Consider the following 25,837-nt stretch of genomic DNA (forward strand, 5'->3'; position numbering starts at 1 on the left):
AATAGTACAATGAAAAAAATAGGCATCAAAATTGTTTTTTTTTATGTCTTATTTTTCTTTGTTGCCACTAGTTGTGTCGGAACAAAAATTAATAAGCCAAAAATAATTTTAACTGACGTTCCGTCTGAAATAGAGAATCTTGATAGTGAAAAATCAAGTAATGTTCCCACGCTTTTTGAATTATCTACCCAAGGCAACAAATGGGTAGATAGCGTTTACAATGGAATGAATCTTGATGAAAGATTAGGGCAATTATTTATGGTTGCCGCTTATTCTAATAAAGACACTGTGCACTTCAACGTAATTGACAAACTGATTAAGGAAAACAAAATTGGAGGATTAATTTTCTTTCAAGGTGGTCCTGTTCGTCAAGCGAATCTCACTAACCGTTTTCAATCGAAATCAAAAATTCCTTTATTTATTGGTAATGATGCAGAGTGGGGATTAAATATGCGACTAGATTCTACGTATCGTTATCCTTGGAATATGACACTTGGAGCCATCCAAGACATGAAACTAATAGAAAAAGTGGGCGTTCAGATGGGAGAACAAAGCAAGCGATTAGGAATCCAATTTAACTTTGCCCCAGTTCTTGATATTAATACTAATCCAAGAAATCCCATTATAGGATTTCGCTCTTTTGGAGAAGATAAATATAAGGTTACTGAAAGAGCCATCGCATTAATGAAAGGAGTTCAGAGCCAAGGTGTATTTTCAACGGGAAAGCATTTTCCTGGTCATGGCGATACTGAAACAGATTCTCATAAAGGATTGCCAACAATAAATTTTTCGAAAGAAAGATTAGATAAAGTAGAGTTTTATCCCTACAAAAAGATGTTTCATGAAGGACTTTCTTCTGTAATGGTGGGACATTTAAATGTGCCCAGTTTAGAATCAAGGCCTAATTTCCCGTCATCGATTTCTTATAATGTGGTAACCAATATTCTCCAAAAAGAATTAGGTTTCAAAGGACTTATATTTACTGATGCTTTGAATATGAAAGGGATAAGCAGTTTTAATATACCTAGTGAAATAAATTTTGAAGCTTTTATGGCCGGAAATGATGTTTTGTTATTTCCCGAAAATGTGCCATTAGCAATTGAAAAATTTAAACTGGCTTATTCGACTAATTTAATAACAGAAGAACGTTTGGCTTTTTCGGTTAAAAAAATATTGAAATTTAAATATAAAGCAGGTTTGAATTCCTTTAAACCTATTGTAACCAATAATTTATATAATGAATTAAATTCTCCTGAAAACGAAACGCTAAACTATGAATTGTATGAAAATGCAATTACTGTTTTGAAAAATACTGCTTCGGTTTTACCTATTAAAAATTTAGAAAGTCAAAAAATTGCTTATGTAAAAATAGGGGATGATACTAATGACTCTTTTGTTTCAACCTTAAAGAAATATGCTGATATAACTGTAATTTCAGATACTAATCTGGATAGTTTGCAAATGAAATTGAAACCATTCACAACAGTAATTGTTGGGTATCACAAATCAGATGTAGCTTTTAAAAATAGCGATTTAAAATCAGATGAATTATTTAAGATAAATTATTTAGCTAAAAACAATAATGTCATTCTGGATATTTTTGCTAAACCGTATTCATTATTACCCATTACAAATTTTGATGATATTGAAGGATTAGTAGTTTCTTATCAGAATAGTGATATTGCACAAATAGTTTCTGCAGAATTAATTTTTGGGGCTATTGAAGCCAAAGGGAAATTACCAGTATCCATAAATACAAATTTCAAAGTAAATGATGGTTTAACAACTGAAAAATTAAACCGATTAGGATTCACAACTCCGGAAAATGTTGGAATGAATTCAGCCGTTTTATCACAAATTGATGCACTAGCAAAAAAAGCCATCAGTGCTAAAATGACACCGGGAATTCAGGTTCTTGTTGCAAGAAATGGAAAAGTTATTTATCAGAAATCATTCGGTTATCATACGTATGATTCCACTTTAAAAGTTAAAGATTCGGATATTTATGATGTAGCTTCATTGACTAAAATTCTTGCCACATTGCCTAATGTTATGCTACAGTACGACCAACAAAAAATTAATTTGGAAACTACATTAGGGTCCATGTCTCCAATTTTTAAAAATACGAATAAACAAGATATTCATTTTAAAGAATTATTGTCTCATTATGCTGGACTTGTTGCAGGAATCCCATTTTATAAAGCTACCATGGACAAATCTAAATTTCCTTCTGAAAAATATTTTAGAAGAGTTTCTGAGGAACAGTTTTCTAAACAATTGGGCGATAGTCTTTTCATAAGAAATGATTTTCATGATACAATAATGAAAATGATAATTAAAAGTAAATTATCATTAAAAAAAGAATATAAGTACAGTGATTTGACTTTCATGATTCTTAAAGATTATTTAGAAAATACAACAGGTAAAAAACTGGATGATTTAATTCAAGAGAATTTTTATCATTCACTGGGAATGAATAATTCAACTTTTAATCCATTGAGAAAGTTTGATAAAAACAGAATTCCTCCAACGGAAATAGACACTTATTTTCGTCATCAAATTTTGCAAGGGTATGTAAATGACCTTTCGGCAGCTTTAGAAGGCGGTGTTTCAGGTCATGCCGGTATTTTTTCTAATGCAATGGATGTAGCTAAAATGATGGAACTCTATTTGCAAAAAGGAAATTATGGAAATCACCAGTATTTTTCAGAGAAAACATTTAATGATTTCAATACCTGCTATTTTTGTGCAGCAGGGAATAGGAGAGGTGTTGGTTTTGATAAACCACAATTAGGCACAGAAGGACCTACATGTGGTTGTGCATCAATGACAAGTTTTGGTCATACTGGTTTTACGGGAACTATGGCTTGGGCTGATCCTGAAACACAAATCGTGTATGTGTTTTTATCCAATAGAACTTTTCCATTGGCTACTGAAAACAAATTATCAAAAGAAAATATTAGAGAGGATATTCAAGAAGTAATTTATAATGCAATTATAAAATAAAATATTTAAGTAAATTTATTTATAGGCCAAAATGAAATTTTAATAATTTTATTTTGGCTTTTTATTTTCAATACTTCAGTACAAATAACAGGTTGTATTATAGTATATTTGATATGTAAATCAATACTATGAAAAATAAAATTAAAGTATTTAAAACTAGTTGTTTAACTATATTCCTTTTTTGTGTAAGTATTGTAAATGCTCAAAATATTGATATAAATATTTTAAGAGATATTAATGTTAATAGAAACAAGAACTTAGATCCCACTTTTAAGTTAGTTAGTAAAAGTGCCCTTCCTATAAGTATTGCGGCTCCTATTATTATCTATTCAGTTGGTTTGATAAAGAAAGATAGTACAATAAAAAAACAGGCAATTTTTATTGGTGAAACATTCTTAGTAAACGCTTTTATCACAACCGCATTAAAACAAGTTGTAAAAAGAAATAGACCTTTTGATACTTATGCCGATATTGATCAAGCAATTTCTGCAGGTGGTTATTCATTTCCTTCAGGCCATACATCTGTAGCTTTTGCAACAGCGACATCATTGAGTATGGCATATCCTAAATGGTATGTAATTGCGCCCTCATTTGTTTGGGCGAGTGCAGTAGGATATTCACGCATGCATTTAGGGGTTCATTATCCTTCGGATGTTTTTGCGGGTGCTATCTTAGGAAGTGGCTCTGCATATCTTACCTATAAAGCTAATAAATGGATTAATAAAAAACGATCTAAAAAGGAAAAATAGCTGTTTGTATTTATGAAATGATCATTTAAAAAAGAAGAAAATTTAAGGTGAAAATATTAAATTATATTTCCAAAACAGTCTGGGTTTTATCCGTAGTTAGTTTGTTTACAGACACAGCTAGCGAGATGCTTTACCCAATAATGCCTATTTATCTTAAATCAATTGGGTTTTCAATTGTATTAATTGGTGTTTTAGAGGGTTTTGCCGAAGCGTTAGCGGGATTAAGCAAAGGATATTTTGGTAAATTATCCGATAATTCCGGTAAACGAGTTCCTTTTGTTCGATTGGGATATACTTTAAGTGCTATTTCAAAACCAATGATGGCAGTTTTTATATTTCCAATGTGGATTTTCTTTGCACGATCAATTGATCGATTTGGAAAAGGAATTCGTACTGGGGCAAGAGATGCAATATTATCTGATGAGGCAACACCTGAAACTAAAGGAAAAATTTTTGGATTTCATAGGTCAATGGATACTTTAGGTGCTGTGTTAGGACCAGTAATCGCTTTAATTTATCTTTATTTTTATCCGCAACAGTATAAAACACTTTTTTATATTGCTTTTATCCCGGGATTATTGGCAGTATTTGCCTCTTTTTTGCTCAATGACAAAACTAAAAAACATTTAGCTGAAAAAAAGCTGACACCTTTTTTCTCTTTTCTAAACTATTGGAAAACAAGTCCGGCACAATATCGAAAAGTGGTAATTGGATTATTGGTATTTGCATTATTTAATAGCTCTGATGTTTTTTTATTATTAAAAGCGAAGCAAGCAGGTCTTAATGATACTAATGTAATTGGAATTTATATTTTTTATAATTTGGTTTATGCTCTTTGCTCATTTCCAATAGGGATTTTAGCAGATAAAATTGGTTTAAAGAAAATGTTCCTATTTGGAATTTTATTATTTTCAATTGTCTATTTTGGAATGGCTTTCAGCAAAAATAGTTACACGATTGCGCTTCTCTTTTTTATTTATGGCGTTTATGTAGCTGCTACCGAAGGAATATCAAAAGCTTGGATTAGCAATATTTCCGATAAAAAAGATACTGCCACTGCAATAGGAACCTATTCTGGATTTCAAAGTATGTGTACTTTAATTGCTAGTTCTCTGGCAGGACTAATTTGGTATCAATTTGGAGCCAATGCAACATTTATGATTACAGGAATAATGACAGTTTTAGTTATTATTTATTTCTCTTTTTTTATTAAGGATAAAATTATTAAAAATGACACACAAACATAACGACAAAGAATCTTGTTGTACTTTAGAAAAAAAAACAGTTAAAAAAAAATCTCATGATTCTGGATGTTGTTCTCACGATGATTCAGAAAATCATTCACATGAAGATGATCACGATCATTCAAATGGAAGTGATAGTGTTTTTAAAATGTTTTTGCCTTCAATAATAAGTTTAGGATTACTGTTAATAGCTATTTTATTTGATAATTTTTCCCCTCAAACCTGGTTTGTAGGCTGGGTTAGAATTGTATGGTTTTGTGTAGCGTATATTCCTGTAGGCTTGCCTGTATTGAAAGAAGCTTTTGAAAGCATTCGCAAAGGTGCAGTTTTTTCTGAATTTTTTCTAATGTGTATTGCTACACTTGGCGCTTTTGGAATTGGTCAATATGCTGAAGGCGTTGCCGTGATGTTATTTTATTCTATTGGGGAATTATTCCAAATGTTAGCTGTAAAAAGAGCCAAATCCAATATCAAATCGTTATTGGACCAAAGACCGGATACTGCAAACGTTATTGAAGGATTTGCGACTGTTTCTAAAAAAGCCTCGGATATTACGATTGGAGAAATCATTCAATTAAAACAAGGAGAAAAATTGGCTTTGGATGGGAAACTACTTTCAGGGCATGCCACTTTCAACACTGCTGCATTGACAGGGGAAAGTAAACCAGATACCAAATCAAAAGGAGAAGCTGTTCTCGCAGGAATGATTAATCTTAATGCTGTTGCACAAGTTGAAGTTACCACAGCTTTCAACGATAGCAAATTATCCAGGATTCTTGAAATGGTTCAGGAAGCTTCAGCTAAAAAAGCACCAACCGAATTATTTATTCGAAAATTTGCCAAAATTTATACACCAATAGTTGTTTATCTGGCAATCGGGATTTGTTTTCTACCGATACTTTTTGTGACTGATTATGTTTTTAAAGATTGGTTGTACAGAGCATTAATCTTCTTGGTAATTTCATGCCCATGTGCATTAGTAATCTCGATTCCATTGGGTTATTTTGGAGGAATTGGAGCAGCAAGTAAAAATGGAATTTTAATTAAAGGGTCTACCTTTCTTGATATTTTGGCAACGATTCAAGTTGTGGTTATGGATAAAACAGGAACATTAACCAAGGGCGTTTTTAAAGTTCAAAAAGTAGTAGCCGTTGGAATTTCAGAAACTGATTTAGTAAAATATACTGCAGCAATTGAAACGAAATCGACACATCCTGTTGGTTCAGCTATAATTGAATATGCTAAGGATATTGTGAAAGATACAACTGTTACTGAAGCGCATGAAATTGCTGGTCATGGAATAAAAGGACTCGTTGATGGAAAAGAAATTTTAGTAGGGAGTGCTAAATTGATGAAAAAATTTGACATCAGTTATAATACTGAAATTGATACGATTCCATTTACAATTATTGTTGTAGCCATCAATCAAAAATATGCTGGCTATTTTCTTATTGCTGATGAAATCAAAGAAGATGCCAAAGAAACTATCCAAAGCTTACATAAATCAAATGTAAAAACGATTATGCTTTCAGGTGACAATCAAGCAATAGTTTCGCTTGTCGCCAAAGAGTTAAATATTGATCAGGCTTTTGGAGATTTATTACCGGAGAATAAAGTTCAAAAAGTATCAGAACTAAAAGCGCAGCATTTAAAAATAATATTTGTTGGTGACGGAGTCAATGATGCTCCGGTTATTGCCTTGGCCGATGTAGGAATTGCAATGGGCGGTTTAGGAAGTGATGCTACCATTGAAACTGCAGATGTAGTAATTCAAAACGACCAACCCACTAAGATTTTTACAGCAATCAATATTGGAAAAAAAACAAAACAGATTGTTTGGCAAAATATTGGCTTGGCATTTACAGTTAAGTTTATCGTTCTTGTTATGGGAGCTGGAGGTATTGCCACCATGTGGGAAGCAGTTTTTGCAGATGTTGGTGTAGCATTATTGGCAATTTTAAATGCCGTAAGAATTCAACGAATGAAATTTTAAGTTTGATAGTATTTAACTTAAATTTCCATAAAACCCATTCCTATTTTTATTAATTTCGTTTCATTAAAATACATACATGAAAATTGCAATAGTTTGTTATCCTACCTTTGGAGGAAGTGGTGTAGTCGCTACAGAATTAGGTCTTGAATTGGCAAGACGTGGTCACGAAATACATTTTATAACCTACAGTCAGCCAGTACGTTTGGCGCTTTTAAATCCAAATGTACATTACCACGAAGTGAATGTTCCTGAATATCCATTGTTTCATTATCAGCCTTATGAATTGGCTTTGTCGAGCAAATTGGTCGACATGGTAAAGCTATATAAAATAGAATTAATGCATGTGCATTATGCCATTCCTCATGCTTATGCGGGGTATATGGCAAAACAAATGCTGAAAGATGAAGGCATTAATATTCCAATGGTGACAACTCTTCATGGTACTGATATTACTTTAGTTGGAAATCATCCCTTTTATAAACCTGCAGTAACCTTCAGTATTAATAAATCTGATTTTGTTACTTCGGTGTCCCAAAGTTTGAAAGATGATACCCTTAAATTATTTAATATAAAAAATGAAATTGAGGTAATACCTAATTTTATTGAATTGGATAAAAACGTTAATGATCCCAGTATTGCTTGCCATCGCTCCGTAATGGCAAAAGAGAATGAACGAATAATAACTCATATCAGTAATTTCAGAAAAGTAAAACGAATTCCGGATGTCATTAAAATATTCTATAATATTCAAAAAGAAATTCCGGCTAAATTGATGATGGTAGGGGATGGTCCTGAAAAAGAAAAAGCCGAATATCTATGTCAGGAATTAGGAATTATAGACAAAGTGATCTTTTTTGGGAATAGTAATGAAATCGATAAAATATTAAGTTATACAGATTTATTCTTGCTTCCATCTGAAACCGAAAGTTTTGGTCTTGCTGCTCTTGAAGCAATGGCTTGGAGAGTTCCTGTAATTTCCAGTAATTCAGGAGGATTGTCAGAAGTTAATTTTGATGGCATTTCTGGTTATTTGAGTGATGTGGGGAATACTTATGAAATGGCTGTGAATGCTTTGAAAATTTTAAAAGATGATGCAACTCTGAATAAATTTAAAGAGAATGCCCTTTCGATTGCTAAAAAATTTGATATTAAAAACATCTTACCTTTATATGAAAATTTATACCAAAAGGCTATAAATAAATACCTATAGGGAACACTTTTTCAAATTAATTTTAATATTTAAAAAATCAATAAAAAATGAAAAAATTATCTTCTTTGTTTTTGGTTTTACTATTAGTTTCTTGTGGAGCTTCTTCTACTAAAAGTTCAGCCAAAAGACCATTATTTGAAGTCTTGACGCAGCAAAATGATGGAGGAGCAAGTATTCGTTTTTTTGAGATTCTTACGGAGCCTAATGAAATTAAAATGCTGCAGAATGATGAGAACTTAAAAAAGAAAATTAGCTCAAATGATATTCAAACTTCAAACTTCATCATTTTGAATATGGGTAATAAAAACTCCGGAGGATATAAGATTGGTGTTGAAAATGCTGTTGAAACAGATAAAAATATAATCGTCACAATAAAAGAAACTATTCCCGGACCTAATGAAATGACAACTCAAGCAATAACAAATCCCTTTTGTGTAGTCAGAATAAATTCTAAAAAAGAAATCATTATTAAATAAAAAAATGCCACTATTTCTAGTGGCATTTTAAATATATTTATTTGTTAAATATTAGAATTGGTATCTAAGACCTAAAGCTACATCAGAACCATAATTGTTTTTGTAATACCCATTTCCACCAAATTCAGGTCTGAAATCCAATGAAATTAACAAAGGAAAATCAAAGTTATATTCAAGACCAATATCTCCAGCTGCAAATGCAAAAGTATCATTGTATGAATTGTTATTATTATCATCATAACTGTAGCTTCCTACACCACCACCTACACCAGCATACCAGTTGAAACCACCATCAATGTTCCATACCCATTGGTACAAACCTGTTAATTTTATTGCTCTGTCATCATAACCATTATTGTTATAATTACTTCTGTTTCTCCAACCTAAATCTAATTCTAAACGATTATCAGTAGCTAATTTTCTTTGGTAAGAAATCTCTCCACCAAAACCATTATTACCTCCTAAACGTAAACCTAAAGCGTTTTTTGAAATATCTTGTGCTTGTGCGGCAAATGTTAATCCCATTAACATGATAGCCGATAAAATAATTTTTTTCATAAGTAAATTTTTGTTCTTACAAAGGTATTGTTAAAGTCCATAAATGGATTTATAAAATTTTAATGAAATGTTATATAATTCCCACTTTTAGATTATTTATGATTTTAATAACAAAAATTAAAGTAAAATATTTTGTTTAGAAAATAATATTGAAGCAACAAGTTGATTACTAATAACATCCTCCATTTCGAAAAGATTTTCTTCTTCATTATAGTTTGCTTCTGAGTAACGAAATAGCTTCCATCGTTTTTTATTGTATTCCAATGCTGTTAAATTTTCAACCCAATCTCCTGAATTCAAATACATAGTAGCGCCATTTTTATTTTCTTTCAAAACCATTTTTGGTTCATGGATATGACCACAAATAACAAAATCATATTTTTTTTCAATAGCCAATTCGGTTGCTGTTTCTTCAAAATCCGAAATGTGTTTCACCGCTTTTTTTACGCTTGCCTTTATTTTTTTCGAAAAAGAATACGGTTCTTTTCCTAATCGTAACAAGCACCAATTTACAAAACGATTCAAAAGGATTAAATAATCATAACCCAGACCACCCAGTTTTGCAATCCATTTTGAATGTTGTACCGAAGCATCAAAAACATCGCCATGAAATATCCAAGCTTTTTTATCATCTAGGTCTAATACTAATTTATCAACCAAAGCAAAATTACCCATGTTCATGTCGCTGAATTTTCGGAGCATTTCATCATGATTTCCTGTTATGTAATAGACCTTAGTCCCTTTGGAAGCAAAACTTATAATTTTTTGTATAACTTTTAAATGTGTTTTTGGGAAGTAAGATTTTCTAAACTGCCAAATGTCAATGATGTCGCCATTTAAGATTAATGTTTTGGGCTTAATAGCCGATAGATAATTGTAAAGTTCTTTAGCATGACTTCCATAAGTTCCTAGATGTACATCTGATATAACAACTAATTCGACTTTTCTTTTTTTCAATGTATTATAATTTGAAGTTTAACAAATTAATGTAATTACTATTAAATGAAATACAACTTAAGGTTAAGAAATAGTTTTTAGTATGAATTTAAAGTCAATAAATAGGCATAGTTTTTTAAAAGTTTATCCTGAAATCTCCGTATAAGCTTTTAAACTTTAAACTAAAATAGTACTTTTGTTCAAAACTTAATATAATGGCAGGAAATAGCTACGGAACACTATTTAGAATAACAACTTTTGGAGAATCACACGGAGAAGCTTTAGGCGGAATAATCGATGGTTGTCCATCTGGAATAGCAATAGATCTAGAAGCAATTCAATTTGAAATGTCAAGAAGAAAGCCAGGTCAATCGGCTATTGTTACTCAAAGAAAAGAACCAGATGATGTACAATTTCTTTCTGGAATTTTTGAAGGAAAAACTACAGGAACTCCAATTGGTTTCATCATTCCCAATACCAATCAAAAATCAGATGATTACTCTCATATAAAAGATAATTACAGACCTAGTCATGCTGATTATGTGTACGAAAAAAAATACGGAGTACGTGATTATCGCGGTGGTGGACGCAGTTCTGCTCGTGAAACTGCCAGTAGAGTAGTAGCTGGAGCCATTGCAAAACAAATGTTACCCGAAATCAAGATTAATGCTTACGTTTCTTCTGTAGGTCCTATTTTTTTAGAAAAACCATACCAAGAATTAGATTTTTCAAAAACCGAAAATAACCCAGTACGCTGTCCAGACGAAGAAATGGCAGTTACAATGGAAGAGTACATTCGTGAAATTCGCAAAGAAGGGGATACCGTAGGTGGAACTGTAAGCTGTGTGATTCAAAATGTGCCTATTGGTTTAGGAGAGCCTGTTTTTGACAAACTCCATGCTGAACTTGGTAAAGCAATGCTTTCTATAAATGCCGTAAAAGGATTTGAATTTGGAAGCGGTTTTGAAGGTGTTAAAATGAAAGGAAGCGAACATAATGATTTATACAATCCTGATGGAACAACTAAAACTAATCTTTCAGGCGGAATTCAAGGCGGAATAAGCAACGGAATGGACATTTATTTCCGTGTGGCTTTCAAACCTGTTGCAACCATTATGCAAAAACAAGAATCACTGGACAATAAAGGAAATATTACTGAAATGACAGGTAAAGGTCGTCATGATCCTTGTGTGGTTCCCCGAGCAGTTCCTATTGTAGAAGCTATGGCAGCTATAGTTTTAGCTGATTTTTATTTGATTAATAAAACCTATTTAAAATAGAATTGCATACTCAGTATTTTGACGAGCTAAATCCTGAGCCATAACTTTGAAATCAATTTGTTAATTTAATGAACACAACTACAACCAAGAAACCATCATTTTTTTCAGGCTTAACCGGCCAAATTTTAATAGCAATGTTTTTAGGTGCTGTTTTAGGAATTATTATTCATAATTCAATTTCAGCAGAAGCTGCCCAATCCTTTAGTGGTAAAATAAAAATGCTGGCAACGGTTTTTATTCGATTGGTTCAAATGATAATTTCTCCATTAGTGTTTACTACACTTGTTGTTGGAATTGCTAAATTAGGAGATATAAAAGCGGTAGGGAGAATTGGAGGTAAAGCTTTAGGTTGGTTTTTTACGGCCTCATTCATGTCTTTATTGTTAGGAATGTTTTTTGTAAATATTCTTGAACCGGGAGTTGGACTTAATTTATCAAATGTTGATTTGGCCTCAGCCTCAGAAGTAACTGCAAAAACACAGAGTTTATCCTTTGAAAATTTTATAGAGCATATTGTTCCTAAAAGTATTTTTGAAGCGATGGCAACTAATGAGATTTTGCAAATTGTTATTTTTTCTATTTTCTTTGGTTTAGCGGCAGCATCTTTGGGAAGCCACGTAAAACCAGTTATAAACGCTTTAGACAAAACATCTCATATTGTTTTGAAAATGGTAAACTACGTAATGAAGTTTGCTCCAATAGGTGTTTTTGGTGCCATTGCAGGTGTATTTGCTGTAAGAGATTTTCAGGAATTAGCAATCACGTATTTCAAATTCTTTGGTTCTTTCCTAATTGGAATTTCATCGCTTTGGGTTGTATTAATACTTGTAGGGTATATTTTCCTTAAAAGCAGAATGACTGTTTTGCTTAAAAGAATTGTAGGACCTTTAATTATTGCTTTTGGAACAACAAGTAGCGAAGCTGTTTTTCCTAAACTTACGGAAGAATTAGAACGTTTTGGTGTCAAAGATAAAATTGTTTCTTTCATGTTGCCATTAGGCTATTCCTTTAATTTGGATGGAAGTATGATGTACATGACATTTGCCAGTATATTTATAGCACAAGCTTATGGAGTTCATTTAGATTTAGGCACACAAATGACAATGCTTTTAGTATTGATGCTTACCAGTAAAGGAATTGCAGGAGTGCCAAGAGCGAGTTTAGTAGTTGTTGCGGCAACTTGTGGAATGTTTAAAATCCCTATTGAAGGAATTGCTTTAATTTTACCGATTGATCATTTTTGTGATATGTTTCGTAGTGCAACAAATGTTTTAGGAAATGCATTAGCTACATCAGTTGTAGGTCAATGGGAAGCTGAGAACGAAAATGAGACTGTACCAGTAGAATAATTATTTTTTTTAATATTAAAAAAGCCTATTTGATTTTTCAAATAGGCTTTTTTTGTCTAAATTATGCGACTGTCCGTTACTAATACCAATATATTTAATTTTGTCATTTCGACGAAGGAGAAGTCTTATTAGTGCTCGTGTTATATGATTTCTCCTTCGTCGAAATGACAAAACAGCTAAATTTTATTTATAAAATGTAGCTTGCTACAACTAACAGATAGTTGTAATTATTTAACAAATAGTCTAGTTAATGTTTGTTATTTTTTAGTTTTGAAATTTAGAGTTTTTCTGCTATCGTAATATATTAATAGATACAGCCATGTTTTTATTAATATATTTGTATATTTGGCTTAAGAATAGCAAGATATGTCCCAAATCAGAATCGGTTTATTAATATTAGCACTTAACATTTTTAATATTAATTGTTATTCTTTAACTCCAACTCCTTCAAAAAAGCAAATTGTAAAGTTAACAGAGCAAGCTTCTAAATTTATTCATGAATTAAATTATGAAAAATCTTTAATAGCTTCAAGGCTTGCATTGCATTATGCCATTGACGCTAAAAATGATAATCTTGTAGCCATATCCTATAATATAATTGGTAGAAATTATGATAATTTATCAGAGTATGATAAAGCTATCTTTTTTTATAAAAAAGGATTAATTTATGCCAATAGAACTAATAATGATACCATTAAAGATTGGATAAATAATAATTTAGGAAACATATATTGCTTTCAAAAAAAGCAATATAAAGAAGGAATAAACTATTACAAAAATGCATTAAAGTTTGGTGAAAAAATTGCTGACCCAACAGAAATTTATTTTACAAAATTGAATATCACTTGGGCTTTTTTTGATAATGGTCAATTTGATGAAGGTTTTCCTTATTTAGAATTTATCAATAAATTTCAAAAGAAATATGGTAATGAGACTACAGTAGTTGCCTTAAATATGCTTAATGGAATGTATTATGGTTTTAAAGAGGAGCGTGAAAAAGCAACAGCCTCTTTTTTAAACGGCATAAAATTAGGAAACGAAGGAAAAGAAAAATCGGATTTGTCATATACACATCAAGAGTATTCTAAATATTTATTAAAAAACGGAGATTATAAAAAGGCATATGAAAATCTGGTGCTTTATGATAAAATCACAGAAGAACTCAATAATAAAGAAATGATTAAAAAGGCCAATATGGCTGGTATTAATCTAGAACTTGACGAATATAAACGTGAGATAGATAAAATTGAAACAGAGAAAGATTTACAATATCAAAGTTTAAAAAAATCACGAGTAATTGTTTTGTTATTTGTGATTGTATTATTTGTCTTATTACTTCTTGTTTATACGCTTTATAAAAACAATATTTTTAAGAAAAAAACGAATAAAGACTTGTCTCTTGCTAATGAAAAACTTTTTATTGCAAAAGAAAAAGCGGAGGAAGCATCTATACTAAAATCACAATTTGTTTCTACTATTAGCCATGAACTAAGAACGCCTTTATATGGAGTAGTTGGCATCACTAACATGCTATTAGATGAACATAAAGAACTTGCAAACAGTCCTCATTTAAGTTCTCTTAAATTCTCAGCCAGATATCTATTGTCACTAGTCAATGATGTATTACAAATTAATAAAATTGAAGAGAATAGAATTGTTCTTGAGAATTTGACTTTCAATATTTCTGATGAAATAAATATGATAAAGAACTCTTTGTCTTTTATTGCAAAGAATAATAATAATTTCATATTTGTCAATATTGACCCAGCAATTCCAGAATATTTAATTGGAGATAAATTAAGACTTTCCCAAATAATTATAAATCTGGTGAGTAATGCACTAAAGTTTACAAAGAATGGAGAAGTATTCATTGATGTGAATTTATCTAAAGTTACTGATAAAATGCATTTTATTGAATTTAAAATTAAAGATACTGGTGTAGGAATAGCAGTTGAAGACCAAGAAAAGATTTTTGAGAAATTTGTTCAGGTTGGAAGAAAAGAAGTAGATTATCAAGGAACAGGTCTTGGCTTATCGATTGTGAAACGTTTATTAGGGTTGTTTGATAGTGATATTTCACTTAAAAGCACAATTGGAGTAGGAACAGAATTTACTTTTACAATTGCATTTGAATATGATCCTGAAAAAACGAATGAGATAATAAATAATATTCCAGTAGATTTATCTACAAATAAGCTATTAAAAGTACTGGTCGTTGAAGACAATAAGATTAATCAAATTGTTACTGAAAAAATCCTCAAAAAAAATAATTATACCTGTACTCTTGTTGATGATGGATTTCAGGCTATTAAAATATTAGAAGAAGAGAACTTTGATATTGTTTTAATGGATATTAACATGCCTTTAATCAATGGTTTTGAAACGTCAAGAAGAATTCGCCATAAAGGGATAAAAATCCCTATAGTTGCATTAACAGCATTTGATAAAGAAGAAATTACCGAGGAAGCAATTTCGGCAGGAATAAATGATATTATAGTAAAACCTTTTGATTCGGTCAAGTTATTTAAAGTTATCAATGTTTTAATTTCGAAAACTAAAATAGCAGTTTAAAAGTAGTTTTTTACTTTTAATATTGATAGTATTTCAGATGTAGAGGAAAATAAAAAATGAAGTTTTTTAAAACTTCATTTTTTATTTTTTTGAAGTATTTTTTAAATAAAAAGCACTTCGTTTTCTTTAGAATACATTATCATTAATAATGGGTGTGGTATTTTTTTATTCCCCAAAGCATCAAAAATGATTGCAATTTCAAGTTTTGGATGAGTCAACTGGTACTCTTTATTTTCTATGTTTTTGGAATCTATTAAGGATTGATTTTTTTTTTAAAAATGTTTTGACGTCTTCATAATATCACTTTTGATGTTATTTATAATTGTCTTTCAATAAAAGTTGATTAGGGAGGTAAGTAATAATTCAAAGCTAAAATCGTTAAACTATTTTAAGGAAATGGTTTAACGATTTTAAATTATTGTTTAATAAAAAACAGATCGGACAAGTTTTTATTTAATGGCAATAGTTTTATGTATTTTTTTCTTACCATTTTCTTTTTTAGCAATGGCAACATGCAGAATTCCATCTTTATAACTTGCTTCTACTTTGTTTTCATCTATATATTCCGGTAAATAGAAAGATCTGTAGAAAGATTGATAACTAAACTCTTTTCGGAGGTAATTGTCTTTTTTTCTAGATTCTTCTTTGGATTCTTCTTTTTCAGAAGAAATCATTAGCATATTATTATCAATTTCAACTTTAAAATCTTCTTTTTTCATACCAGGAGCTGCCAAATCAACTTCTAATTTATCTTCTGATTCTTTTAAATTAACTGAGGGTAAATTACTGCCTATTGTAGCAAAATTTTTATCACTCCAATCGAATACATCCTTTGTGAAAAAATCATCAAAAAAAGTATTCAATGTTGGTAATGAACTGTTTCTTTTAACTAGAGTTTCCATATGTTTGTATTTTTAAGTTGTTTAAAATAAGTTGAATCAAATTTAATGAAATTATTTACTTGAAAAAGATATTTTAACTTATAAAACGTTGAATAATAATGTATTAACAGCAAAATGCCTTTTTAACTAAAGTTAAAAAGGCATTTCTTACAGTGTGAAATTTAGTGTGGATAAAGTATTAATACCAGCGTTTTTTGTTTTGTTTCGAAACTTCTGATTTTCTTGATTTATGCGCTCCGCCGCTACGATTTGAGTTTTTTTGTGCAGCAGCAGGAGCTGTTTCCGGGCTTCCTGAATGCCAAGGATAAGGATGGTCATTTACGGTTTTTACATCCACTTTTATTAGTTTTTGTATGTCTTTCCAATACGCATGTTCATCTTTACTACAAAAAGAAATTGCAATACCTCCATTTCCGGCACGACCCGTTCTACCAATCCTGTGGACGTAAGTTTCTGGAATATTTGGTAAATCAAAATTGATTACAAATGGTAATTGATCAATATCAATTCCTCTGGCTGCTATATCAGTGGCTACTAAAACGCCCACTTCTTTGTTTTTGAAAGTATCCAAAACGCGTTGTCTTGCATTTTGTGATTTATCACCATGAATAGCTTCAGCTGCGATGTTATTTTTTCGTAGTGCTTTAACAACATTGTCTGCACCATGTTTAGTTCTGGAAAAAACCAATACATCCGATAAATTTTCATTTTTAATCAAATGATATAACAGGTTTCTTTTTTCCGTTTTTTCAACAAAATAAACTCTTTGTTCAACATTTTCGGCTGTTGAGGATACTGGAGAAATGGTTACAGTTGCAGGATCGGTCAAAAACATTTCGGCTAATTCTCTAATGGCAATTGGCATTGTAGCAGAGAAAAATAATGTTTGTCTGTTTTTTGGCGTAAGCTTTACAATTTTCTTTACATCATTTACAAATCCCATATCAAGCATTTGATCTGCTTCATCAAGGACTAAAGTATGTAAATGATCTAAATCGATAAAACCTTGTTTGTGTAAATCAAGTAATCTTCCTGGTGTTGCTATCAAAATATCGACACCATTTTTTAGTGTTTCAACTTGCGGATTTTGTGAAACTCCACCAAAAATAGTCAGTTGCGTTAAGTTGGTATACTTACCATACAAATCAAAGCTTTGCCCAATTTGAACCGCTAATTCTCTCGTTGGAGTAACTACCAAAGCACGAATTTGTTTGGCTTTTTTTGAAGAACCTACAATTCGGTGCAATTGATGTATAATTGGAATAGCAAATGCCGCAGTTTTTCCTGTTCCCGTTTGTGCACAACCTATTAAATCGCGTCCAGCTAATACTAGTGGAATTGATTGTTCTTGAATGGGAGTTGGGTTTGTGTAGCCTTGTTCAAATACGGCTTTTTGTATACTTTTTGAAAGTGATAAATCTTCGAATAACATATTTTTGATATTAAATATCTTGTATTAAGTACATAGATAGTGCTGCAAAGGTAGTGTTATTTATCGATTAGGTTAATCGGTTATCCGTTTAACCGATTTATCGATTAAACAGTTAAACAATTTGTTGATATGCTTTTATAAAATCAGTTACAAGATACCCTATGAGTTTACCTATTAGGTGATTGTTTTTTTCTTCTCCTAAATCAGGAGCACCTTCGCAAATATGTAAATAAGTAGCATTTTTATTTTTTGCAAAAAACGAAACAAATTGACGAAGTTGTTCTACTGAAAAACCGCTTAAAGTCATAGCGCTGCATGCAATATTTGGAATTGCATCCAAGTCGATTTCAACACCATAAAAATCATCATTTATGAATTCTAAAGCTTGAGTCATTTCTTGATTAAACTCTTTTTCTTTTCGAATATTTACGTTGTCATACGTATTATAGCGTACACGGTCTTCTATTTTTTTTATGATATCCAAAACACTTTTAGAAGTATAATTTTCATGCAGGCCAAAAATGAAATATTTTTTAAGAAATCCTTCTTCATAAGCGTACGAAAAACCGTTACCACTGTGTCGTCCTTCTAAAATTCTAAAATCAGAATGAGCATCAAAATTTATTGCATTTATTGGTTTACCTTTAGCTAAAGCAGAACCTTTTATATTTCCATAGGCGTTATTATGTCCACCACCAATGACTATAGGTATTTTTCCTAATTTCACTATATTGAAAATGATATGAGAAACATCTTTATCAATTTTTTCTACTAATTGACTCAATTTTGATCGATCATCAATATCATTAAAGTCTAGATGTTCCACTTCTTTCATTTCCTCGCTAACGTTTAATTGCCCTAAGATGGCCAATTGACTTCCTTTACAAAAACGATTATGTTGAATGTTCGCAATACTTTTTATTGCGCTATCCCAAGCCGATGCGGCCCCAGGTCTTCCAAAATTTGCTCTTATGCCAATATCTTCAGGTATTCCAAACAGCACATATTTAGCTTCACAAGTTTTTAGAAATGCAATAGGATCCGTCCCTTTTGGTACGGTTATCATTTTCTCTCCAAATTTTATTTCACCACTTCTGTGATTAGTAATTTTTGCAAGATCATTGATTGTAAACGGGATAATTTTTTCCATTAAAAAAAATATTTTTCCCAAAAATAATATAATTGTGCTAACTTACGTTATAACATAGTTATATATTGTTAAATTTGTAAAAGTTAAATTAAATTAAATTGAATATGGAAAATCAAAAAAGCAGTTCAGGTCTAAAAGCAGTTATAGCAGTTTTAGCCGTTTTACTAGTGGGAAGTTTAGTGTATATTTTTAAAATGACTTCTGATACTGAAATCGTAAAAACAGAATTGAAAACTACAATGACCGAAAAAGAATCGGTTATGAAAGATTTACAAGAATTAAAATCTACTTATGATGCTGCAATTGCAGAAAATACATCAATGTCTGATGAGTTAATTCAAGAAAGAGATAAAGTGGTAAACTTAATGTCTGATTTAAGTAAATCCAAAGGAGATGTAGCTTCTATGTCAAAGTATAAAACACAATTTATAGCTTTACAAGGGAATATGAAGACTTTAATGGCAGAGAATGAAGGTTTGAAAAAACAAAATACGACTTTAACTACGCAACGCGATAGTACAGTAGTAGTATTAGGGGAAACTAAGAAAAATGTTGAAGCATTAACAGGACAAAACGAAGAATTAGCAAAAGCTGTTGAAAAAGGGTCAAAATTGACTGTTTTAAACACAAAAGGTTCTGCATTCAAATTGAGAAGCTCTGGTAAACAAATAGAAACTGATAAAGCAAGTAGAGCAGATGCTCTTAAAGTTAGTTTTACAATTGCTGAAAATCAAATTGCTCAATCAGGTGATAAAACGTATTACGTTCAAGTAATTGATAGTAAAAATAATGTTGTAGGAGATAAAAAAACGGAGACTTTTGGAGATAATACTTTAACATACAGTTTTGCAACTAATGTTAAATATGAAAATAAAACGGTTAATGTTTCACAAGATTTAAAAGGGAAAAATTTCGAAAAAGGAAATTATTTTGTAAATGTTTTTGATAAAGGTGAATTAGTTTCTAAAACAAGTTTTACTTTGAAATAATATTTTCAAGCATAAAATAAAAAAAAGAGGAACATTATGTTCCTCTTTTTTTATTCAAAATTTTTACCTTCTATTAGTACAGCGTCAATAAGATTACTGCCAAATGCATAAGGCAATTGATAGTAGGAGGGAATAGGTTTCGTGATGATAAGATTTGCTTTTTTACCAATCGTAATACTTCCGTGGGTTTCTGAAATTCCCATTGCATATGCTCCGTTTATTGTAGCAGCATTTATGGCTTCTTCAGGAGTCATTTTCATTTTGATACAAGCAGTAGCAACAACAAAGTTCATATTTCCAGATGGAGTAGAACCAGGATTATAATCCGTTGCTAATGCTAATGGAAGTCCTGCAGTAATCATTTCTCTAGCTGGAGTATAAGGAATACTCAAGAAATAAGAACAGGATGGTAGAGCAACAGGCATTGTTTCTGTATTCTTTAAAGCATTAATATCTTCCGTTGTCATAACTTCAAGATGATCTACAGAAAGCGCTTTGTATTTTATTCCAGCCTGAATTCCTCCAATAGAATTAAACTGGTTGACATGGATTTTTGGCTTTAAGCCAAAACGAATTCCGGCTTCCATGATTTGTTTGGTTTCATCAACAGTAAAATAACCAGTTTCACAAAATGCATCTATAAAATCGGCCAGTTTATTTTTGGCAATTTCAGGAAGCATTTCGTTAATGATTACATCTATATATCCTTGATGGTTTCCTTTATATTCTAATGGGAATGCGTGAGCACCTAAAAAAGTTGCTTTTATGGTTATTGGGTAGTTTTGAGCTAGACGTTGAATAACACGAAGCATTTTTAGCTCTCCATCAACTGTCAATCCATATCCTGATTTGATTTCGACTGCTCCAGTTCCTAAACGCATGACTTCTTCCAGTCGATCTTTTGATTGATCGTAGATTTCTTCTTCAGTAGATCCATTGAGTTTTTTTGCCGAATTTAAGATTCCACCACCACGATTGGCAATTTCTTCATAAGTCAAACCATTTATTCTATCGACGAATTCCAGTTCCCTATTGCCAGCATAAACAATATGAGTATGACTGTCACACCAAGATGGTAAAACCATTTTCCCTGTTACATCAATAGTTTTATCAGCATTTATTTTAGGCAAATTATCCATCGAGCCAAAATCAGCAATTAAGTTATCTTTAATTATTAAAAAAGCATTTTTGATTGTTGGGAGAATAGCCATTTCAGCACCGGAAACCTTAGCAATAGCTGTTTCCCGAACCTGAAGTAATTCCTTAATATTGATGATGAGTGTTGTCATATACAAAATTATTCTGAAACCGTTATTTCAAATATTTTATCCCAGTTTTTACCAGTAACAAATATGGTTTTAGTTTTTGGGTTGTAAGCGATACCGTTCAAGACTTCGGCTGTTTTATTTTTTACAAATTTTCTCAAACCTGACATGTCCAAAATACCTTCAACAGCTCCATTTATAGGATCTACTACAGCGATAGCATCTTTTTGCCACACATTCGTGTAAATTTTTCCATTAATCCATTCTAATTCGTTAATACTAGGAATTTTTGATTCTCCAGAATAAACATTGATGTAGCCTATCATTTTTTGGGTGTTCGGATCCATTTTCCAAATTTTTTCCGTTTTGTCTGTTTGATAAATGTATTTTCCGTCATTTGTCATTCCCCAACCCTCGATATCTTTATCGTAAGCGAACGTTTTTTCAAGTTTTAATGTTGTTGCATTGTAGATAAAACCGGTTTTTTCTTGCCAAGTCAATTGATACATTTTATTGTTCAGGAAAGTGATTCCTTCTCCAAAATATTTTGCATCAAGATTAATTTGTTTAAAAACTTTTCCTGTTTTATAGTCGTATTTTCTAAAGTATGAATTGCCTTTTAATCCTGTACTTTCGTATAAAGTGTCTTTGTAAAACTCTAATCCTTCGGTGAAAGAAGTTGTGTCGTGAGGAAATGTATTCACAATCTTGTATTTCAATAATTTTGGTTGCACATTCGAAACTAGTTCCACTCTTGCAGTAGCTTCTGAGTTTTCTCCTTCGTAGTAAACTAAAGCTTTAAGGTTTTGGTACCCTAATTTTTGGTCTTTCAATTCAAATGTTAGTTTGTCAAGTCCTTTTTTAGAAGCTATTTTTTTATCATTTACGTAGTAGATAATACTGTCAACTGCTTTCGAATTTGGGTTCGAAATCCCTAGTTCTATAGCTTCTTGTGGCTGATATTGTTCCTTAAATTTAGAAATATCGAAGGTAAATACTGTATTTTCACCTTTTTTTGTATCGTTGCAACTTGCTAAAGTGATTCCTAATAAAATGAAAGATAGGAAGTTATAATTTTTCATAGTTTGATTTTTTGATGCACCAATATACAACGTTATTTTTATAGGTACAAAGCACTTGCAAAAATATAAAAAGTTTGTATATTTGCACCGGCAAGTCCTACACGACCAGCTCCTGCAGACTCCCCCAGGATGGGAACATAGCAAGGGTACGTGGTTGAGCGGTGCGATGTAGGTCGCTTGCCATTTTTAAATCTGAATTTATTTCAGATTCTTTTCAAAATACACAGAAATAAGTAGTCTTCCTTCGGGAGGATTTTTTTATTTTTGGACCTTTCGTATAATAAACATCAATAAAATGGATAAAGTAGTTTTAATTACCGGAGGTTCCTCAGGAATAGGAAAATCTATTGGCGAGTTTTTGCATCAAAAAGGTTTTGTCGTTTACGGAACCAGTAGAAATCCGGAACGAATTTTAAATTCGGTTTTTCCTTTGGTCGCTTTAGATGTTCGGGATACGGATTCGATTCATGCGGCTGTTGCCAAAGTTATTGCCCTATCCGGAAGACTAGATGTTGTAATCAACAATGCTGGTGTTGGAATTACTGGACCGCTGGAAGAAATTCCAATGCATGAGATTAAGAATAATTTTGAAACTAATTTCTTTGGACCAATTGAAGTGATGAAAGCGGTGTTGCCACAAATGCGTGTGCAAAAATCAGGATTAATTATCAATATTACTTCTATTGCTGCTTATATGGGTTTGCCATACCGAAGTGTTTATTCGGCTTCTAAAGGTGCTCTTGAACTCATCACTGAAGGGTTACGTATGGAAGTGAAGTCCTTTGGCGTTCATATTACGAACGTTGCACCTGGTGATTTTGCCACAAATATTGCTTCGGGACGTTTTCATGCTCCGGTTATTAAAGGTTCTGCTTATGAAAGTCCGTATGGAAATACATTAAAAACTATGGATGAACATGTGGATAGCGGCAGTAATCCAAATGAAATGGCAGAAGCAGTGTATAAAATTATTCAAACTCCTGAGCCTAAAATTCATTATAAGGTGGGTGTTTTCATGCAAAAAATATCGATTGTCTTGAAGAGAATTTTACCGGATAAAGTATATGAAAAAATGCTTATGAACCATTATAAGTTGTAACGCCACATTAAAATACTATTGCGTACTATTCCCAATAAACAAAAGACATTAGCTCTTTATTTATTGGGGTTTTTTATTTTTAAAAAATAGCCTAAAACACAATAAAACGCAATGCTATGCAAATAAATGTCCACAAGTTTGTCCACAAGTTTGTTAATTTACTATCTTTGAAGTATGAGAACAATCACTTTAGAGTTAAGAGGGAATACAGATGTAAAAACAATCCAATGTAGAGTTGAAAGTGGGCGTATAAACCGTGTTCGATGTTCTACAGGAATAAAAGTTAATATTAATAATTGGGATGTCGTAAAAGAACGCCCTTTTCCAAAGGATGCTATTGATAAAAAAAATATCTCGAAACTAAATGAAATCGAGAAGTTAATTAATAATGATACTGAAACTACGGTTTTAACAACTGAATGGTTAAAAAATATTATTGACGTTGTAAACGGAAAAATCAAAGCAGACGACAAACTTTTGTTTCTTAATGCGTGTACGGAATATATCCAATCTAAAGAGGGTAAACTTGCAAAAAACACATTAGACTCATACAATAGAGTCTTTACCTTACTTACTGAATTTATAGGAGCGAAAAGACCTCAAATAAAAGATATTGATAAAGTTTTTATGTTGGGTTTTGAAAAGTGGTTAAAGACTGTAAAAGAAACCTCAATTAATACAGCTATACAACATACAAGATTTATAATAATTATTCTGAATTATTGTAGTAATGAGAAAGGTTTAGATGTTTCAAGTCTAAGGAATTATAAAGAAAAGCCAACTAAAAGAGATAAGAGAGAAATTGTAAGACTGGACAGGCTGGAACTTCAAAAAATAAAGGATTTGAAAGATTTGCCCGAGCATTTAGAAAATTCCCGTACTTGGTTTTTGATTGGATGTGAAGTAGGACAACGTTCAGGCGACCTTTTGAATATTACACCCTCAAACATATCTAACAATAGATTGAGATTAAGACAGCAGAAAACAGGCAAAGACGTTGTAGTGCCGTTGTTTCCTGATACTTTAATGTTATTGGATAAATTCCCTCGAAAAATTGATATTATTACCTTAAATCGCAATATAAAGACTTTGTGCGAACTTGCTAAAATTGATACACCCGTACTGAAAAAAGTAAATGATGTATTAAAAGAAGTTCCAAAACACAAAGCCGTATCAACTCACACGATGCGTAGAAGCTATGCGAGTAATCAATATAGCATTATACCCACCGCACTTATAATGTCAGTTACAAAACACGCTACTGAATCCCAGCTACTAAAATATATCGGTTTGACTGATGACGAAATAGCAGACGAGTACGAAAAAGCAATTAATAAAATAGTGTAATGATGAAAGCACAAACAAATAAAGGTTTATGGATTGGGGATTTTATCCAAAATCAAAAGGACAATAAAACACATACTTACAACGCTATCAAAAGGAATATTGACGATAACGGTTATTTTGGCATAAGTATAAAGCCGAATCCACCTGTAAAAATATACACTACTGAACTAGGTTTGCTTTTAATGACTGGCGAAATACCCCAACACGGAATTAACACTTTTGATTACATTAAAAGTTATACAGAATCATACAACAAAGGGATTAAGTTTTTTCAGGATAATTTTTTACCGAACGTTAATATTCTTTATGGGGCAAATGCGGAGCTGTATGTCAAGGATATTCACAATAATTATTTTCACACCGACCACGGCAATGGAGTTGAAGGATGGAATCATATTAAAAATCACTATCCTGTAACTTTATCGCACGAAATTATTAACGAATTTGGGTATTATGCTGGAATAGTTAGCGAAGTAGATAAAATGGTAGATAGTTATTTTGAATTGTTTCAAAAACTGGACAAAGGATGTTGTGAAGATATAACCACTGATGAAAAACTTGCTGACAAATTAACTTTAAAGCAATTAGCCTTAAAATTAGTTTATGAGGGTAAAGATGTAACACGTAATAATTCTAAAGACTTCCTTATAAACACAAACCTTAATTCAGGCGATAAACTTTATAATGAATTTACGTTTTATAGAAGTACGACCGACAGAAAAGCAAACCCACAAAGCAAAGTTAAATTAGAACATAAGATAAAATTATTTGAAATTGTTATCGATTTACTTGACGACAAATTTAAACCAAAAGCACAAGATGAACTTAAAATACTAAAAAGCTATCTTGTTGAATATTAGGTTATTGTAAATCAAAAACTGGTTATAACTGGTTACGTACTCTCAAGTGGTTGCAATCTTTGTTAAACTTTAAAACAAAGAAAAATGAGCAATCCATTTGAAATTTTAGAAACAAGGTTAAGTAGTGTTGAATCCTTATTACTGGATATAAAACACAAAGAAACCACACCCCCTGAAATACTTCTTTCTAAAAAAGAAGTAACCGAACTTTTAGGAATAACTTTGAATACTTTGGACAAATACACTAAAAACGGAACTATACCAGCGTATGGACTTGGTTCACGTGTGATGTATAAACGTTCCGAAGTATTACAATCGTTAATTAGGATAAACAAATAA

The 25,837-nt window shown here is 31.5% G+C and carries 21 protein-coding genes and 1 other RNA gene; 15 read left to right on the forward strand and 7 right to left on the reverse strand.

Annotated elements, in window-relative coordinates:
- The first annotated feature begins 9 nt into the window (after positions 1–9).
- The 6 genes from ACM55H_RS16505 to ACM55H_RS16530 all read left to right on the forward strand — a co-directional run bounded on the left by ACM55H_RS16505 (position 10) and on the right by ACM55H_RS16530 (position 8,678).
- Positions 10–3,006, forward strand: coding sequence for a glycoside hydrolase family 3 N-terminal domain-containing protein (locus tag ACM55H_RS16505; protein ID WP_416837555.1), 2,997 nt, complete (start codon positions 10–12; stop codon positions 3,004–3,006).
- Between the two features lie 128 nt (positions 3,007–3,134).
- Positions 3,135–3,755, forward strand: a complete 621-nt coding sequence (locus ACM55H_RS16510) for a phosphatase PAP2 family protein (protein WP_416837556.1) — start codon at positions 3,135–3,137, stop codon at positions 3,753–3,755.
- A gap of 47 nt (positions 3,756–3,802) precedes the next feature.
- Positions 3,803–5,002 (forward strand): MFS transporter, encoded by a 1,200-nt coding sequence (locus ACM55H_RS16515; RefSeq protein WP_416837557.1) that lies wholly within the window; start codon positions 3,803–3,805, stop codon positions 5,000–5,002.
- Positions 4,986–6,992 carry a heavy metal translocating P-type ATPase gene (locus ACM55H_RS16520; protein WP_416837558.1) on the forward strand — a complete coding sequence of 669 codons (2,007 nt, stop codon included), beginning with the start codon at positions 4,986–4,988 and terminating at the stop codon, positions 6,990–6,992. Before ACM55H_RS16515 ends, ACM55H_RS16520 begins: the two co-directional genes overlap by 17 nt.
- A gap of 76 nt (positions 6,993–7,068) precedes the next feature.
- A complete protein-coding gene (bshA, locus tag ACM55H_RS16525) occupies positions 7,069–8,202 on the forward strand; it encodes an N-acetyl-alpha-D-glucosaminyl L-malate synthase BshA (protein WP_416837559.1) in 1,134 nt (377 codons plus the stop codon).
- 47 nt (positions 8,203–8,249) lie between these two features.
- Entirely contained in the window at positions 8,250–8,678 is a 429-nt protein-coding gene (locus ACM55H_RS16530; protein ID WP_416837560.1) for a protease complex subunit PrcB family protein, read from the forward strand.
- Positions 8,679–8,729: 51 nt separating this feature from the next.
- Here ACM55H_RS16530 and ACM55H_RS16535 read toward each other — a convergent pair whose 3' ends face one another.
- Both ACM55H_RS16535 and ACM55H_RS16540 read right to left on the reverse strand, forming a co-directional pair.
- Positions 8,730–9,236 (reverse strand): hypothetical protein, encoded by a 507-nt coding sequence (locus ACM55H_RS16535; RefSeq protein ID WP_416837561.1) that lies wholly within the window; start codon positions 9,234–9,236, stop codon positions 8,730–8,732.
- 117 nt (positions 9,237–9,353) lie between these two features.
- Entirely contained in the window at positions 9,354–10,193 is an 840-nt protein-coding gene (locus ACM55H_RS16540; protein WP_416837562.1) for a UDP-2,3-diacylglucosamine diphosphatase, read from the reverse strand.
- A 194-nt stretch (positions 10,194–10,387) separates the two neighbouring features.
- On the opposite strand from ACM55H_RS16540, the gene aroC reads away from it, so the two are divergent.
- The 3 genes from aroC to ACM55H_RS16555 all read left to right on the forward strand — a co-directional run bounded on the left by aroC (position 10,388) and on the right by ACM55H_RS16555 (position 15,372).
- Positions 10,388–11,452 carry a chorismate synthase gene (gene aroC, locus ACM55H_RS16545; protein WP_416837563.1) on the forward strand — a complete coding sequence of 355 codons (1,065 nt, stop codon included), beginning with the start codon at positions 10,388–10,390 and terminating at the stop codon, positions 11,450–11,452.
- A gap of 68 nt (positions 11,453–11,520) precedes the next feature.
- A complete protein-coding gene (locus ACM55H_RS16550; RefSeq protein ID WP_416837564.1) occupies positions 11,521–12,801 on the forward strand; it encodes a dicarboxylate/amino acid:cation symporter in 1,281 nt (426 codons plus the stop codon).
- 366 nt (positions 12,802–13,167) lie between these two features.
- Positions 13,168–15,372 (forward strand): tetratricopeptide repeat-containing hybrid sensor histidine kinase/response regulator, encoded by a 2,205-nt coding sequence (locus tag ACM55H_RS16555; RefSeq protein ID WP_416837565.1) that lies wholly within the window; start codon positions 13,168–13,170, stop codon positions 15,370–15,372.
- 449 nt (positions 15,373–15,821) lie between these two features.
- Here the strand turns inward: ACM55H_RS16555 and ACM55H_RS16560 are convergent, their stop codons facing one another.
- From ACM55H_RS16560 to ACM55H_RS16570, 3 genes are all read right to left on the reverse strand, one after another.
- Entirely contained in the window at positions 15,822–16,274 is a 453-nt protein-coding gene (locus ACM55H_RS16560) for an Hsp20/alpha crystallin family protein (protein WP_416837566.1), read from the reverse strand.
- A 178-nt stretch (positions 16,275–16,452) separates the two neighbouring features.
- The gene (locus ACM55H_RS16565) at positions 16,453–17,706 is read right to left on the reverse strand and encodes a DEAD/DEAH box helicase (RefSeq protein WP_416837567.1); all 1,254 of its coding nucleotides are present in this window, start codon (positions 17,704–17,706) and stop codon (positions 16,453–16,455) included.
- A gap of 112 nt (positions 17,707–17,818) precedes the next feature.
- Entirely contained in the window at positions 17,819–18,856 is a 1,038-nt protein-coding gene (locus ACM55H_RS16570; RefSeq protein ID WP_416837568.1) for a formimidoylglutamase, read from the reverse strand.
- Positions 18,857–18,960: 104 nt separating this feature from the next.
- On the opposite strand from ACM55H_RS16570, the gene ACM55H_RS16575 reads away from it, so the two are divergent.
- Positions 18,961–19,845, forward strand: a complete 885-nt coding sequence (locus ACM55H_RS16575; RefSeq protein ID WP_416837569.1) for a hypothetical protein — start codon at positions 18,961–18,963, stop codon at positions 19,843–19,845.
- A gap of 50 nt (positions 19,846–19,895) precedes the next feature.
- On the opposite strand, the gene hutI is transcribed toward ACM55H_RS16575, so the two are convergent.
- Together hutI and ACM55H_RS16585 are read right to left on the reverse strand one after the other, a co-directional pair.
- Positions 19,896–21,134, reverse strand: coding sequence for an imidazolonepropionase (hutI, locus tag ACM55H_RS16580; protein WP_416837570.1), 1,239 nt, complete (start codon positions 21,132–21,134; stop codon positions 19,896–19,898).
- Positions 21,135–21,142: 8 nt separating this feature from the next.
- Positions 21,143–22,192, reverse strand: coding sequence for a glutaminyl-peptide cyclotransferase (locus tag ACM55H_RS16585; protein WP_416837571.1), 1,050 nt, complete (start codon positions 22,190–22,192; stop codon positions 21,143–21,145).
- Between the two features lie 88 nt (positions 22,193–22,280).
- Here ACM55H_RS16585 and ffs point away from each other — a divergent pair.
- The 5 genes from ffs to ACM55H_RS16610 all read left to right on the forward strand — a co-directional run bounded on the left by ffs (position 22,281) and on the right by ACM55H_RS16610 (position 25,837).
- Positions 22,281–22,378: signal recognition particle sRNA small type (gene ffs, locus ACM55H_RS16590), an RNA gene on the forward strand.
- 109 nt (positions 22,379–22,487) lie between these two features.
- Positions 22,488–23,291, forward strand: a complete 804-nt coding sequence (locus tag ACM55H_RS16595) for an SDR family oxidoreductase (RefSeq protein ID WP_416837572.1) — start codon at positions 22,488–22,490, stop codon at positions 23,289–23,291.
- Between the two features lie 174 nt (positions 23,292–23,465).
- Positions 23,466–24,638 carry a tyrosine-type recombinase/integrase gene (locus ACM55H_RS16600; RefSeq protein WP_416837573.1) on the forward strand — a complete coding sequence of 391 codons (1,173 nt, stop codon included), beginning with the start codon at positions 23,466–23,468 and terminating at the stop codon, positions 24,636–24,638.
- Positions 24,638–25,498, forward strand: a complete 861-nt coding sequence (locus ACM55H_RS16605) for a hypothetical protein (RefSeq protein WP_416837574.1) — start codon at positions 24,638–24,640, stop codon at positions 25,496–25,498. The genes ACM55H_RS16600 and ACM55H_RS16605 overlap by 1 nt, the downstream gene beginning before the upstream one ends.
- An 84-nt stretch (positions 25,499–25,582) precedes the next feature.
- The gene (locus tag ACM55H_RS16610; RefSeq protein WP_416837575.1) at positions 25,583–25,837 is read left to right on the forward strand and encodes a helix-turn-helix domain-containing protein; all 255 of its coding nucleotides are present in this window, start codon (positions 25,583–25,585) and stop codon (positions 25,835–25,837) included.

The sequence above is a fragment of the Flavobacterium cryoconiti genome (assembly GCF_048158645.1).
GTDB lineage: Bacteria > Bacteroidota > Bacteroidia > Flavobacteriales > Flavobacteriaceae > Flavobacterium > Flavobacterium cryoconiti.